The organism is Mycolicibacterium canariasense (assembly GCF_002101555.1).
In the GTDB taxonomy this organism is placed as follows: domain Bacteria; phylum Actinomycetota; class Actinomycetes; order Mycobacteriales; family Mycobacteriaceae; genus Mycobacterium; species Mycobacterium canariasense.
This window is the reverse complement of sequence record NZ_LQOL01000050.1, coordinates 41,703-54,889: the sequence shown is the minus strand read 5'-3', so window position 1 is coordinate 54,889 and position 13,187 is coordinate 41,703. Positions and strand designations below refer to the sequence as shown.

The following is a 13,187-nucleotide window of genomic DNA, read 5'->3' as shown; positions in this document are numbered from 1 at the left end:
ATGACAGCAGCCGGCCGGTTCGCACCCAGCCCGTCGGCCGACCTGCACATCGGCAACCTCCGGACGGCGCTGCTTGCCTGGCTTTTCGCCAGATCCACCTCGCGCAGATTCCTGCTGCGCGTGGAAGACCTCGACGATCGGACGTTCGCTGACGTCGCCGCGCGTCAGATCGCCGACCTGGCGGCGATCGGACTGACCTGGGACGACCCGCCGGAATACCAACGCAGCCACCGGCATCGCTACGACGCGGTGATCGCCGGGCTGACGGAGCGCGGGCTGGTGTACGAATGCTATTGCAGCAGAAAGGACATCCTTTCGGCGCCACGCGCACCACACGCTCCGGAGGGCGCATATCCGGGGACCTGCCGGGACCTGTCCCCGCGCGCGGCCCGGGGGGACCGGCCACCGGCGCTGCGGTTGCGCAGCGATGTCACCGAGTACACGGTCACCGATCTGCTGCACGGCCAGTACACCGGCGTGGTGGACGATTTCGTGTTGCGCCGCGGGGACGGTGTCGTTGCCTACAACCTGGCGGTGGTGGTCGACGACGCCGCCCAGGGCGTCGATCAGGTGGTGCGCGGCGACGACCTGTTGTCCTCGTCACCGCGGCAGGCGTACCTGGCACGGTTGCTCGGCCACCCGGTTCCGGTGTACGCGCACGTGCCGCTGGTGCTCAATGCCGAAGGCAAGCGGCTGGCCAAGCGCGATGGGGCGGTCACCCTCGCCGAGATCGGGGTGCGGCACGCACTCGGCCAGATCGCTGCGTCGCTGGGTTTGTCGGGTGCCACACCGACCGAGATGCTCGCCGGTTTCGATCCCGCCGCGCTGCCCACCGAGCCTTGGATATATCAGCCGGGTTGATCGAAACCGTTGGGTTATTCGCAGCGAGTTGCTAGGTTGCGCCGGTGACCCTCCCTCTTCGACGACCCGCCAGGCTGCGTGCGGCGCTGCTGGTGATCGCCCTGCTCGGCACGGTGCTGGCCGGATGCGGCACCGAGAAGGTCGGTGACAACCCGATCAAGTCGGCCGGCGTGCTGCGGGTGGGCACGGAGGGCACCTACTCACCGTTCAGCTACCACGACCAGGCGACCGGTCAGCTCACCGGCTATGACGTGGACGTGGCCAAGGCAGTCGGCGAGAAGCTCGGCGTGGAGGTCGAATTCGTCGAAACGCCGTGGGACTCGATCTTCGCCGGGCTGGAGGCCAAGCGGTTCGACGTGGTGGCCAACGAGGTCACCATCAACCCGGAACGCCAAGCCAAATACGATCTGTCCCAGCCATATTCGGTGGGCGAAGGGGTGATCGTCACCCGCGCCGACGACGACTCCATCACATCGCTGGCCGACCTGAAGGGCAAGACCACCGCACAGTCGAGCACCAGCAACTGGGCCAAGGTGGCCCGCGACGCCGGCGCGGACGTGGAAGCGGTGGAGGGCTTCGCGCAGGCCATCACCCTGCTCAATCAGGGCCGCATCGACGCGACGGTGAACGACAGCATCGCCGTCTACGCCTACCTGGCCGAGACCGGCGACAAGTCGGTGAAGATCGCGGCCCAGACGGGTGAGAAGAGCGAGCAGGGTTTGGCCGCCCGCAAGAACAGCGGCTACCTGCCCGAACTCAACCGCGCACTCGACGACCTGCGCGCCGACGGCACGCTGGCCGAGATCTCGCAGCGCTACCTCAAGGCCGACGCGACCGGTGCGGCCGGCCAGGAGGCGCCGGCACCCGCCGTTCGGTCCGGACTACAGCTGGTGCTGGACAACCTGTGGCCCCTGGCCAAGGCCGCCATCACGGCGACCATCCCGCTGACCATCATCAGCTTCGTGGTCGGGCTTGTCATCGCGCTGGCGGTGGCGTTGGCCCGGATATCCTCGAATGTGGTGCTGAGCAATATCGCTCGGTTCTACATCTCGATCATCCGCGGCACCCCGCTGCTGGTGCAGTTGGTTATCGTCTTCTACGGTCTGCCGAAGTTCGGGGTCACGCTGCCGGCGTTCACCGCTGCCGTCATCGCCTTCAGCCTCAACGTGGGTGGGTATGCCGCCGAGATCATCCGTTCGGCCATCCTGAGCATCCCGAAGGGGCAATGGGAGGCAGCCGAAACCATCGGCCTGAGCTACGCCGGATCCCTGCGCCGGATCATCCTCCCCCAGGCCGCCCGGGTGGCGGTGCCACCGCTGTCCAACACGTTGATCTCACTGGTCAAGGACACCTCGCTGGCGTCGGTGATCCTGGTGACCGAACTGTTCCGCAAGGCTCAGGAGATCGGCGCGCCCACCTTCGACTTCTTCTCGACCTACACCGCGGCCGCCGTGTACTACTGGGCAATCTGCCTGGTGTTGTCGTTCGGCCAGAGTCGCTTGGAACGCCGGCTGGAAAGGTATGTGGCGCGATGACCGAGGACGTGACCGATTACCGCGTGCAAGCCGATGGTGTCGAAAAGGCCTTCGGCGACAACAAGGTTCTCAAGGGTGTCTCGTTCACGGTGGCACGCGGGACCGCCACCACCATCATCGGACCGTCGGGGTCGGGTAAGACGACACTGCTGCGGGCGCTGGCCGCCCTCGACCTCCCCGACGCCGGTGTCATCAAGGTCGGGGAAGAGCGGATCGATTTCGCCGAACCGGTCGCCAAGGATCGGTTGCGCCGGTACCGGGCGCAGAGCGGTTTCGTCTTCCAGGGCCACAATCTGTTCCCACACAAGACGGTGCTGCAGAACATCACCGAGGGCCCGGTGATCGTGCAGAAGCGGCCGAAGGCCGAGGCCGAAGCCGAAGCCCTGGAATTGCTCGACACGGTCGGGTTGGCCGACAAGCGCGACCAGTACCCGTTCCAGCTGTCCGGTGGCCAGCAGCAGCGGGTCGGCATCGCCCGGGCGCTTGCGCTCAAGCCCAAGGTGGTCCTGTTCGACGAACCCACCTCCGCACTGGATCCCGAACTGGTCGGCGAGGTGCTCTCGGTGATCAGGGATCTGGCCGTCGAGGGCTGGACGCTGGTGATCGTCACCCACGAAATCCAGTTCGCCAAACAGGTTTCCGATCAGGTGCTGTTCACCGACCAGGGCATCATCCTGGAGCAGGGACCACCCTCCGAGGTGATCGGAAACCCGCGCGAGGACCGCACCAAACAGTTCCTCGACCGCATCCTGAACCCGCTGTGACACCGGGCTGGTGACAAACCCGATGGTATGTCACCGATGGTTGCCATACCCACATGTTTGTTTGTCTAGACATGGCAGAGGGGTGCCGTTACCGTCATGCCGGACGGTGACCACGGTCACTTTTCGGTAGCCAGGTCAACAGCTAGGAATCGCAACAATGGGCGCAGTCACAGCACCTGAGACGCCATCGGTACGGCGACGTCAGGACCGGGAATGGCAATTGCGTGCCCGGTGCCGCTATGAGGACCCCAGCCTGTTCTTCCATCCCGACGGCGAGCGGGGCTGGGCCCGCAAGAACCGGCAGCAACGAGCCAGGGCGATCTGCGCGGCCTGCCCGGTGGCGCGTGAATGCGGCGAATACTCGATCTCGTGCCAGGAGGCGTTCGGCACCTGGGGCGGGCTGTCCGAGGACGAGCGCAAACGGTATCTGCACGACCGCACCACCCGCCTGTAACCCCCGGTGCCCAGATCGCCACGGCGACAAGGCTATCGACGCAGACTGCCGCACCAACGCACTCCGTCGACGGCGGGACCGGCGGCGCCGCACCAGGGATAACCCCCGCAAAAGTGTCGGGCCAGCACCGCTGTCCCGGGAGGACGAAACAGCCACGCTGAATTCATCCCTCCCGAAAGGACAGTCTCATGCGCACCATCCCGTCCCTCGTCACCGCCGCAGTGGCCGCCGCGGCCGTGGCAGCCTCGATCGCCGGCGCCGCGCCGGCCGCGGCCGCGCCTTCGGGCCCACCCTGTGAACCTCTGGGCGCCGGTGCCACCATCTGCCAGACGGCCGGTCACATCCTGGTCAGTGCCACACCGACGGTCAAGGCTCCACAAGCCCCGCAGTTCAACGGCTGGGTGGGCATGGTGCACCACCCCTAGCCGAGCGGCAGCGACGCCAACCCCCGCAGGGTCACGTTCGGCTTGTACACCGACTCGCCCAGCAGGTGAGCCTCCGGCCACCGCCGAGCCAACTCGGCCAGCGCGATACGGGCCTCCAGCCGGGCCAGCGGCGCCCCCAGGCAGAAATGCAGCCCCTTGCCGAAAGCCAAGTGCCGCAGGTCTTCCCGATCTGGATCGAAGATATCCGGTCGGTCGAATACGTCCGGGTCGCGATGCGCGGCGGCCAGCAGCAACAGCATGCTGTCACCCCGGCGGACCCCGACCGGGGCGCGGTCACCGATCGTCATGTCCGCGCCGGCGATCCGCATCACCAGTTGCACCGGCGGGTCGTACCGCAACGTCTCCTCGACGATCGCGTTGGCCCGTTGCGGGTCGCCCGCCAGCGCGCGCCACTGTTCGGGTTGACGCAGCATCGCCTGCACCGCGTTGCCGATCAGGTTGACCGTCGTCTCGTGACCGGCGATGAGCAGCAGATTGCAGGTCGCAACGATCTCATCGGCACCGAGCTGGTCGCCGTCCTCCTCGGCCGCGATCAGCGCGGAGATCATGTCCTCGCGCGGCGCCGCACGGCGTTGCTCGACCAGATCGGCGAGATACCCACGCATCCACTCACCGGCCTGCAGCCGTTCGTCGGCGTCCTCGGAGGCGTGTCCGGTCAGCGTCATGACCGGATCCAGGCCCTGCGCCAGCAGGGCGGCCGCCCGGCTGAACTGCGGTTCGTCCTCCAGCGGAACGCCCAGCAGACGACATATCACCGCGACCGGCAGCGGGTAGGCCAGATCGGTCACCACGTCGAGTTCACCCGAGGCGGGCACCTTGTCGAGCAGTTCGTCGACCAACGCGACGATCTCGGGCTCCAGCTGCCGGACCACCTTGGGTGAGAAGGCTTGTTGCGCGAGCTTGCGCAGCCGGGTGTGGTCGGGTGGATCCAGGAACAGGAATCCCGGCGTGGCGGTGCGCGGCGGGATGATGCCCTCGGCGATCTGGCGTTGCACCACCGCGGATTTCATCCCGTCGCTGCACGACGCCGGATGGCGCAGCACCTCGTCGCACTGCGCGAATCCCGAGAACACCACCATGTTCATCTCCGGCAGCACCATCGGTCCGAGCTCGCGGATGCGCGCGAAGAGCGGGTAGGGATCGGCCCGGATCTCCGGGTCGAGCATCTGGACCAGCAGCGTCTGCGCTTCCACGGTTCTGGCGCCCGTCGTCATTTTCTTATTGTGCACGCGTCTAAGAAGAACGCTGGTCCGTCCCGTAGTACCGCCCCAGGACGTGCTCACGCAGTTCGTCGAACTCCCCGGCGAGGATGGCCGCGCGGATCTGGTCGACCAGCCGGATGGTGAAGCGTTCGTTGTGGATGGTGCACAACGTGGCCGCCAGCATCTCCTTGGCCTTGAACAGGTGATGGATATAGGCGCGGGTGTAGTGCGCGCAGGTATAGCAGTCGCATTCGGCGTCGATCGGGGTGAAGTCCCTGCGGTAGCGCGCGCCGGTGATGTTGTACCGCCCGCGTGCCGAGTACACCGCGGCGTTGCGGGCCACCCGGGACGGCGACACGCAGTCGAAGGTGTCCGCGCCCGCGGCGACGGCGGCGAACAGGTCGTCGGGTTCACTGATGCCCAGCAGGTGCCGGGGTTTGTCGTCGGGTAGTTCGCTGGTGACCCAGCCGACGATGGTGGCCAGGTTCTGCTTCTCCAGCGCGCCACCGATGCCATACCCGTCGAACCCGCGGCCGTCCTCATCCAGAATGGAAACCAGCCCGCGCGTCGCCTGCCGGCGCAGATCCTCGTACTGCGCGCCCTGCACCACCCCGAACAACGCCTGCGGCGGTTTGTCCGGACGGGCGACGGTGAGCTTGCGATGTTCGGCCAGGCAGCGCACCGCCCAATCATGGGTGCGGCGTACCGACTGCTCCTGATAGCCGCGGGTGTTCACCAGGGTGGTCAGCTCGTCGAACGCGAAGATGATGTCGGCGCCGAGCTGATGCTGGATCCCGATCGACACCTCGGGGGTGAAGCGGTGTGACGAGCCGTCGATATGCGACCGGAAGGTGACCCCGTCCTCGTCGACGTGCGCCAGCCGCTCCTTGCCCTCGGCGATGATGTCGTCGTTCTGCAGGCGCGTCGCGTCCATGGCGAGCACCTTCTTGAACCCGACGCCCAACGAGAGCACCTGGAAGCCACCGCTGTCGGTGAAGGTGGGGCCGGGCCAGTTCATGAACGCACCCAGCCCGCCGGCCTCGTCCACGATATCGGGCCCGGGCTGCAGATAGAGGTGGTAGGCGTTGGCCAGAACAGCCTGTGCGCCAATCTCTTTCATCGTCTCGGGCAGCACGGCCTTGACGGTGGCCTGGGTACCGACGGCGATGAACGCCGGCGTCTGGATGTCGCCGTGTGGCGTGTGGATGACCCCGGCCCGGCCCTTGCGCCCGGGCAGCTGCGCCCGCACCTCGAAATACTGCTCGCTCACCCCGACATTCAATCAACAGCGAAGTCCGCGTGTTCGGGCCGTGTCGGTCGTAGATTTCACTACATGAGGACGCGATCGGTGATCGGCACCGTGATAGTCGCCGCCGTCACGGCGGGCGCCACCGCATGCTCGTCGTCCCCGCCGCAGGCCGCCACCCCGCCGGGTGCGCTCAGCCCGGGAACCGCCCAGATCACCATCGACGGCCGCGACGCGGGGACCACCCACGCGGTCCGCTGCTCCCCCGCCGGGTTCCTCACCACCATCAGCACCGGCGACGACACCTCCGGGATCAGCGCGATGGTATCCAACGAGGACGAACTCACCGCGGAGTCGGTGACCTTCCGCGACGTGGGCGGATTCACCGGCAGCTACAACGCGGGCCTCGGCGAACCCGCCGCCACGGTCAGCATGACCGGGCGCACCTACGACATCTCCGGCACCGCCCGGGGGTTCCGGACCGACAACGCCAGCTTCAGCACCCAGAGCCGGTTCACCGTGAAGGTAGCCTGCTGAGCTGGGCATTACCCGTCGGAGACCCGCAGTCAAGTATTTCGCGCATAACCGTGTCTGTGTGTCCGCTGAGCACCATACTGCTCTGGGATCATCAGGCGATCTTGAAACGGATCGCACAACAGAAGGAGATCAGTGGTGAAGCGTGAACTCGTGGTCGCCCTGGGCGGTGCGGCGATAGTCATCGCCGGGCTGTCCGGCTGTTCCTCGGATGACAAGAAGTCCTCCAGCTCCGCCAGCTCGGAGAAGGCCACCACCTCGGAGGCCGCCACCGCGACGGACTCGCCCACCGCAACGGCGGGCTCGGGCGCCACCAAGGTCACCATCGACGGCGCCGACCAGACCGTGAACGGCTCGGTCGTGTGCGCCACCATGGGCGGCAACGTCAACATCGCGATCGGCGAGGCCGCCACCGGCATCGCCGCCGTCCTCAGCGAGGGCGACGCCCCGACCGTGACCTCCGTCGGCCTGGGCAACGTCAACGGCGTGACCCTCGGCTACCAGGCCGGCGCCGGCCAGGGTGAAGCCAAGGCCGAAAAGGACGGCAAGACCTACAAGATCAGCGGCACCGCGACCGGGATCGACATGGCCAACCCCATGACCCCGGTGAACAAGCCGTTCACCATCGAGGTCACCTGCCCCTGACCGGATTTCCCCAAGAGACAATGACGGCGGCGTTCCCATCAGGGGCGCCGCCGTTGTCGTCGGCGCTCAGGCCGGGACGGTGTAGCCGCCGGCTGACTGGCGCAGCTGCCAGATCTGCGCCGGGCACAACTCGTTGACCGCCTGGTTGATCAGATAGGCGCCCTGGTAGTAGTCCGCGGTGTTGAAATCCGCCTTCACCTGCTCGACGAGCTGGCCATAGGGCATCAGGCCCGCCACCCGGTCGCAGATGGTTTGGCCATACGCGATGGCAGCGTCGGGACCAGCGAAGTTGTAGCCGGGCCGCACCGTGACGTTCACCAGATACGCGACGACATCCGCGTGCGCGGAGGGGGCGGGCAGGGTTGCGGCCCCGACCAATCCGGTGGCCACCGCACCGGCCAGCACCGCTACTCGAAATGCGCGCATGGCTGAACTCTAGCGCGCAGGCACCGGCGCCGAACCCGATCAGGGACGCCCAGCGACCGGTGCCGGCGCCGGATGCCGGCGCTGATGCCGCCGTAAACGCGCCAGCAACACGCGCCGGTGCACCTCGAAGGACAACGACAACGGGTCACGCCACATCGCCGGCCTCTTGCTGGAGTTCGCCATGATGACCCCACTGTGACACAGGTCTGCCGCCAATTCTTCTGCCGCGCCGGATCTTTGACCAATCTCACGAAGAAGTCGAATCTGCGGTGAACGGACCCCGACGACGCGCACACCGCCACGTGGCGCGGATGTGTCAAAGCCCACACAGCAACTTCACCGCGGAGTAACCTGCGGTTCAGGTGCCCTACGGCAGTGCACCGAGGGGGAATCATGGCGACCCACACGTCGACCCGAGAACTGCCCGCACTGTTCGCAGCGCTGGGAATGGCGATTGCGCTGGCCATGGCTCAGATCCCCGCAACGCCCCTGCAGAATCTCCTGCCCAGGCTGTTGAACACCGTCATCGGGATCGGCGGGCGTGACGACCCGGCGGCGGCCAACATTCCGCACAAACTGCGCGGCCAGGTCATTCCCGACGGTTACGAATACGTCCCGCTGGTCTACCCGGCATCGCTGGACATGATCGGCAGCGTCCGCGCCGGGATGCCGCCGCTGCACCAGCTGGTGACGACCACGCCGGGCAAGGTCGTCGTCGTCTCCTACTCGGAGGGTTCCCTGCTGGCCGAGCAGGAGAAGCGCAACCTGCGCGGTGGCGCCGGCGGGCCCGAACCCCAGGACCTCAGCTTCCTCGAGATCGCCGCACCGTTCATCCCGAACGGGGGCATCTTCGCCCGGTTTCCCGGTATCGGGATCCCGCTGATGATCCCGGGGATGGGCCCGGCACAACCCTCGGCATACGACACCACCTACGTGACCAACGAGTACGACACCTACGCCGACTTCCCGGCCTACTTCAATCCGCTCGCGCTGCTCAATTCGCTGGCGGCGGCCGCCTACGCGCACCCCGACGCGTATTACGACAGCGGCGACATCACCAGCCCGGACAACTACGTCAAGGTGGTCAAGAACCCGGCGGGCGGCACCGACACCTACGTGCTGATCCCGAATGAGCGTCTGCCGCTGCTCGCGCCGGTACGGCAGGTGGCTGCCGCACTGCGGCTCACCGAACCGACCGAGCGCCTGCTCGGCGCGGTGGAGCCGGTGCTGAAGGTGATGGTCGACATGGCCTACACCGATCGCCAGAACCTCAACCCCGAAGTCCACCAGCCTTTCTCGGTGGTGACGCCGCCGCACAAGATCGCCGAGGCGCTGGCCAACACACCGCGCGCGCTGCGCCAGGGATTGGACAACCTGCTAGGCCGAAACCCCAAGCCGACGGCGGTCACGACCACCACGACGACGACCACCGCGGGGTCGGCCCGTGGCCCCACCGATATGACCGACGGTAACAAGGTGTCGCCGACGACGTTCGCCGGGAAGAAGCCGGCGGATCCCGACCCGGAGAAAACCCCGCCGACCGCCGACGGCCCACCCGACCCGACGGGCACCGCACCGGCCGCCGCCGAGCAGGCCCAGCCGGAACCGGACAAGCCGGCCGACGCCGAGACGGGTGCGGCCGCGGCCTGAGCCATTCCGGCCCCACAACTGCCGACACCTGTCAAGATCGGGGCGGGTTCGCGTGAGAAGGGGTCCGCTGTGCAGCGCTTGTCGGTGTGGGTGAGTGCCGGTCTGCTCGCCGCGGGATTATCGGCCGCGCTGCTGACCGGGGCCGGCCTCGCCGCGGCGGATACCGGCTCGCCGTCCACCGACGCGACGTCGGCTGAGTCGCCGTCGAAGCCGTCGTCGGGACCAGCCACCGGCGCCACCGAAACGGAGTCATCCGACACCAAGCCGGTCGAGCCCGCCCCACCCATGAAGAAAAAGAAGAAGAAACCCGCCGCCGGTGTCGCTGCCTCGTCCGAGGCCGGCTCCAAGACCGGATCCGGTACCGAGTCCGCCGCACCCAAGACCGAGCCGAAAACCGAGCCCAAGTCCGAGTCGAAGACCGCGCCGGCCGGCACCGCCGCGGCGCCGAAGACCGCCCCGGCCATTACGGTCAAGCCCACGACGTTACGGTTGGCCCAGGATCCGATCACGCCCAAAGCCGTAGCCGCGCCGCCCAATCCGATCAAGGTGGTGGCCAGGGCCGTCACCGATCTGATCACCACCATCGGATCCGCGGCCATCAACGCGCTGCAGGCGCTGGAGAAGTTCGTCACCGGCCCGCCGGTGCTGCCCGCCAAGAGCACCGTGACGGTCCGCTCGTCGACGATCCTGCTCGGCAACGGCCAACGTGTGCAAGCCAATTGGTACTACCCCGAGCCCTCGGATACCGGCGCACCGCCGGAGCAGATGATCCTTTTGCAGCACGGATTCTTCGCGCTGGGACCGATGTACAGCTTCACCGCCGCGAACCTGGCCGAACGCACCAACAGCGTCGTCGTGACCCCCACCCTCCCGTCGAACTTCTTCGCCGCCGACGACCGGTGGCTGGGCGGCTCCGGGATGGCGACCAACATCGCCGACCTGTTCCGCGGGGACCGGGCGGCCCTGACCGAGAGCGCGGTGGCCGCCGGGTACGCCACCCGGTACGGCCTGGATCCGGCGACGGCGGCGCTGCCCCAGAAGTTCGCGCTGGCAGGGCATTCCGCCGGCGGCGGCTTGGTGTCCGGGGCGGCGGGCTCCCTTGCCGCGAGCGACGACGCCGCCGATCTGGTGGGCGTCATCCTGCTCGACGCGGTACCCACCGGCAACACTCTCAAGGACGCGCTGGCCGAGTTGGACGCTTATGAGGCTCGCGGCGGTCAGTACATCCCGGTTCGCGAGATCGGGGCCCCACCCAACGCCTTCAACTTCATCAGCACGGTCAACCAGACGCTGTCGGCGGCACGACCCGACCGGTTCAACGGGGTGGTGCTCGCCGGCGGCGTGCACATGGACTCGATGCAGGGCGGCAACTCGTTGATCCAGTTCGCCGCGCAGCTGCTGGCCGGTGTTCCGCAGGCGCAGAATCCGCCCGCGGTCACCGATCTCGCGGTGGCCTGGCTCACGGACTGGTTCGCCGGCGACACCGCCAAGGGTGACGATTTGGTGCCGGGCAGCATCATCGACATCCCCACCCCGAAGGGCACGGCGCACGGCCGGGTGATCGGCACGGCGCCGGCCGTCCTGATACCTGCCGCCGCGACGACGGCGGCCTGAGCGCGCGTCCTTCCAAGGATCTTCCAACCGCGGATCCCTAGCTTCCTCGTGATCGCATCACACACCACTTGACGAGGAAGGTATCCACCGATGACCGAACAACCACTGCCGCAGAGCGCAGTGACCGCGAATCCCGCGTACACGCCATGGCTGACGCGTGTGCTGGCATTCCTGATCGACTACATCCCATACGGGATCATCCTGGGGATCGGCTACGCCGTCCAGGCGACCGGGAACGCCACGATCGGCGCGGCGGTACTCATGCTCTCGACGGTGATCGGTCTGGCCTACCTGCTGTGGAACTACGGCTACAAGCAGGGCACCACGGGGTCCAGCATCGGCAAGTCGGTCATGAAGTTCAAGGTGGTCAGCGAAGCGACCGGCCAGCCCATCGGTTTCGGCATGTCCGTGGTGCGCCAGCTCGCGCACATCCTCGACGGCATCATCTGCTATCTCGGCTTCCTGCTGCCGCTGATCGACGCCAAGCGGCAGACCATCGCCGACAAGGTCATCAAGACCGTCTGCGTGCCGGTGTCCTGAATACGAGAAACCCCCCCGCCGGACTCGGTTCGGCGGGGGGTTTCTGCTGGCGGTGGCGGAGGGATTTGAACCCTCGGACGGGGGTTACCCGTCACACGCTTTCGAGGCGTGCTCCTTAGGCCGCTCGGACACGCCACCGGGAGGCAGCTTACCGGGCCGGCCCGGCTGGCCATAATCGGCCGCCGAGGCTACGGATGTTGGCGCTGATCGGCGGAATCAGCGCCAACAACCGTCGGGTCAGCGCGATGAGCCGCGAAGAACTTCTCCAGCGGCGCGGCGCACTCGGCGGCCAGCACCCCGCCGCGCACCTGCGGCCGGTAGGTCAGCCGTCGATCGCGCACCACGTCCCACAGCGATCCGACCGCCCCGGTCTTGGGCTCCCACGCCCCGAACACCAGCAGGCCCACCCGCGCCATCACGATCGCGCCCGCGCACATGGTGCAGGGTTCGACCGTCACCGCCAACGTGCAGCCCTCCAGCCGCCAGCCGTCGCCCAGCCGAGCCGCGGCCGCGCGCATCGCCAGGATCTCGGCGTGCGCGGTCGGATCGCCGCGTTCCTCGCGTGCGTTGGCGGCACGGGCCAACTCGGTGCCGTCGGGGCCGAACACCACCGCGCCGATCGGCACGTCCCGCGGACCGGCCAGCCGGGCGGCCTCCAACGCCTGCCGGATCAGCTGCTCCTCGGTCACCGACCGATCTTGTCGAGCACCGCGGACAGCTCCGACTCGAAACCCATCCGCTGCGCGATCGCGGCGATCTGCTCCTCGATCTCCATATCGATATCGGAGACGATCACCCCGAGCACCCCCTCGGGCAGCCCGATGTCCGAAAGCACCCCGAGATCACCCTCCTCGAACGGATCCGACTCCTCGAGGTCCTCGTCGTCGAGGTCGGCGTCCAGCTTGTCCAGGGCCTCGGCAGCAATGTCGTAGTCCAGCGCCGCGGTGGCATCCGAGAGCAGCAGCCGGGTGCCCGCCGGGGCGGGCCGCACGATCAGGAAGAACTCGTCGTCGACGTCGATCAGCCCGAAAACGGCACCGGCGCTGCGCAACTCACGCAACTCGGTCTCGGCGGCGGTCAGGCTGGTCAGCGCGCCTCGACGCATCTGCGAGCACCGCCACTTCCCGTCCTCGCGGACGACCGCGACACCGAAACCCTCCGGCTGGTCCGCAGCTTCCTGCGCCGGCGCACGCTGTGCTCCCATGGCGCTAACGCTAGTCGCAGACCAGGGGCTTTGACCACCTAATGACCGGCTGTGCGCACCGTATGC

General features: G+C 67.6%; 14 protein-coding genes, 1 tRNA gene and 1 pseudogene. 10 read left to right on the top strand and 6 right to left on the bottom strand.

All coding sequences use genetic code 11. The annotated features are described in order from the left end of the window. From gluQRS to AWB94_RS15140, 5 genes are all read left to right on the top strand, one after another. Complete coding sequence (gene gluQRS / locus AWB94_RS15160) at window positions 1-861, top strand: tRNA glutamyl-Q(34) synthetase GluQRS (RefSeq protein WP_062660131.1); 861 nt, start codon at window positions 1-3, stop codon at window positions 859-861. Between the two features lie 44 nt (window positions 862-905). Beyond that, complete coding sequence (locus tag AWB94_RS15155) at window positions 906-2,396, top strand: ABC transporter permease subunit (protein WP_234811745.1); 1,491 nt, start codon at window positions 906-908, stop codon at window positions 2,394-2,396. 8 nt (window positions 2,397-2,404) lie between these two features. Continuing rightward, on the top strand, window positions 2,405-3,160 hold the full coding sequence (locus tag AWB94_RS15150; protein ID WP_062660244.1) for an amino acid ABC transporter ATP-binding protein: 756 nt from the start codon (window positions 2,405-2,407) through the stop codon (window positions 3,158-3,160). 157 nt (window positions 3,161-3,317) lie between these two features. Then, window positions 3,318-3,614, top strand: a complete 297-nt coding sequence (locus AWB94_RS15145) for a WhiB family transcriptional regulator (protein ID WP_062660130.1) — start codon at window positions 3,318-3,320, stop codon at window positions 3,612-3,614. A gap of 188 nt (window positions 3,615-3,802) precedes the next feature. Then, a complete protein-coding gene (locus AWB94_RS15140; protein WP_062660129.1) occupies window positions 3,803-4,039 on the top strand; it encodes a hypothetical protein in 237 nt (78 codons plus the stop codon). Here AWB94_RS15140 and AWB94_RS15135 read toward each other — a convergent pair. Together AWB94_RS15135 and tgt are read right to left on the bottom strand one after the other, a co-directional pair. Continuing rightward, entirely contained in the window at window positions 4,036-5,274 is a 1,239-nt protein-coding gene (locus AWB94_RS15135) for a cytochrome P450 (RefSeq protein WP_062660128.1), read from the bottom strand. The two genes, AWB94_RS15140 and AWB94_RS15135, sit on opposite strands and share 4 nt — an antisense overlap. A gap of 19 nt (window positions 5,275-5,293) precedes the next feature. Further along, on the bottom strand, window positions 5,294-6,532 hold the full coding sequence (tgt, locus tag AWB94_RS15130; RefSeq protein ID WP_062660127.1) for a tRNA guanosine(34) transglycosylase Tgt: 1,239 nt from the start codon (window positions 6,530-6,532) through the stop codon (window positions 5,294-5,296). 63 nt (window positions 6,533-6,595) lie between these two features. Between tgt and AWB94_RS15125 the strand changes: the two genes are divergently transcribed. Then, window positions 6,596-7,045 carry a lipoprotein LpqH gene (locus AWB94_RS15125; protein WP_062660126.1) on the top strand — a complete coding sequence of 150 codons (450 nt, stop codon included), beginning with the start codon at window positions 6,596-6,598 and terminating at the stop codon, window positions 7,043-7,045. A gap of 135 nt (window positions 7,046-7,180) precedes the next feature. Continuing rightward, window positions 7,181-7,687 carry a lipoprotein LpqH gene (locus AWB94_RS15120; protein WP_062660243.1) on the top strand — a complete coding sequence of 169 codons (507 nt, stop codon included), beginning with the start codon at window positions 7,181-7,183 and terminating at the stop codon, window positions 7,685-7,687. A 66-nt stretch (window positions 7,688-7,753) separates the two neighbouring features. Here the strand turns inward: AWB94_RS15120 and AWB94_RS15115 are convergent, their stop codons facing one another. After that, window positions 7,754-8,113 carry a DUF732 domain-containing protein gene (locus AWB94_RS15115; RefSeq protein WP_062660125.1) on the bottom strand — a complete coding sequence of 120 codons (360 nt, stop codon included), beginning with the start codon at window positions 8,111-8,113 and terminating at the stop codon, window positions 7,754-7,756. Window positions 8,114-8,506: 393 nt separating this feature from the next. Between AWB94_RS15115 and AWB94_RS15110 the strand changes: the two genes are divergently transcribed. The 3 genes and pseudogenes from AWB94_RS15110 to AWB94_RS15100 all read left to right on the top strand — a co-directional run. Further along, window positions 8,507-9,763, top strand: a complete 1,257-nt coding sequence (locus AWB94_RS15110) for a PE-PPE domain-containing protein (protein ID WP_062660124.1) — start codon at window positions 8,507-8,509, stop codon at window positions 9,761-9,763. 69 nt (window positions 9,764-9,832) lie between these two features. Then, on the top strand, window positions 9,833-11,377 hold the full coding sequence (locus AWB94_RS15105; protein WP_062660123.1) for an alpha/beta hydrolase family protein: 1,545 nt from the start codon (window positions 9,833-9,835) through the stop codon (window positions 11,375-11,377). 75 nt (window positions 11,378-11,452) lie between these two features. Continuing rightward, window positions 11,453-11,917, top strand: a pseudogene (locus tag AWB94_RS15100) (RDD family protein); the annotation flags it as partial. A 47-nt stretch (window positions 11,918-11,964) separates the two neighbouring features. Here the strand turns inward: AWB94_RS15100 and AWB94_RS15095 are convergent. The 3 genes from AWB94_RS15095 to AWB94_RS15085 all read right to left on the bottom strand — a co-directional run bounded on the left by AWB94_RS15095 (window position 11,965) and on the right by AWB94_RS15085 (window position 13,121). Continuing rightward, window positions 11,965-12,055 (bottom strand) — tRNA-Ser (locus tag AWB94_RS15095). 50 nt (window positions 12,056-12,105) lie between these two features. After that, on the bottom strand, window positions 12,106-12,606 hold the full coding sequence (locus AWB94_RS15090) for a nucleoside deaminase (protein WP_062660121.1): 501 nt from the start codon (window positions 12,604-12,606) through the stop codon (window positions 12,106-12,108). Continuing rightward, complete coding sequence (locus AWB94_RS15085) at window positions 12,603-13,121, bottom strand: tRNA adenosine deaminase-associated protein (RefSeq protein ID WP_062660120.1); 519 nt, start codon at window positions 13,119-13,121, stop codon at window positions 12,603-12,605. Before AWB94_RS15085 ends, AWB94_RS15090 begins: the two co-directional genes overlap by 4 nt. Window positions 13,122-13,187 lie beyond the last annotated feature (66 nt).

What these genes read in the sequence shown, in the direction of transcription:
- gluQRS (WP_062660131.1), top strand. Translation starts at nt 1, where the DNA reads ATGACAGCAGCCGGCCGGTTCGCACCCAGCCCGTCGGCCGACCTGCAC.
- AWB94_RS15145 (WP_062660130.1), top strand. Translation starts at nt 3,318, where the DNA reads ATGGGCGCAGTCACAGCACCTGAGACGCCATCGGTACGGCGACGTCAG.
- AWB94_RS15140 (WP_062660129.1), top strand. Translation starts at nt 3,803, where the DNA reads ATGCGCACCATCCCGTCCCTCGTCACCGCCGCAGTGGCCGCCGCGGCC.
- AWB94_RS15135 (WP_062660128.1), bottom strand. Translation starts at nt 5,274, where the DNA reads ATGACGACGGGCGCCAGAACCGTGGAAGCGCAGACGCTGCTGGTCCAG.
- AWB94_RS15125 (WP_062660126.1), top strand. Translation starts at nt 6,596, where the DNA reads ATGAGGACGCGATCGGTGATCGGCACCGTGATAGTCGCCGCCGTCACG.
- AWB94_RS15115 (WP_062660125.1), bottom strand. Translation starts at nt 8,113, where the DNA reads ATGCGCGCATTTCGAGTAGCGGTGCTGGCCGGTGCGGTGGCCACCGGA.
- AWB94_RS15110 (WP_062660124.1), top strand. Translation starts at nt 8,507, where the DNA reads ATGGCGACCCACACGTCGACCCGAGAACTGCCCGCACTGTTCGCAGCG.
- AWB94_RS15085 (WP_062660120.1), bottom strand. Translation starts at nt 13,121, where the DNA reads ATGGGAGCACAGCGTGCGCCGGCGCAGGAAGCTGCGGACCAGCCGGAG.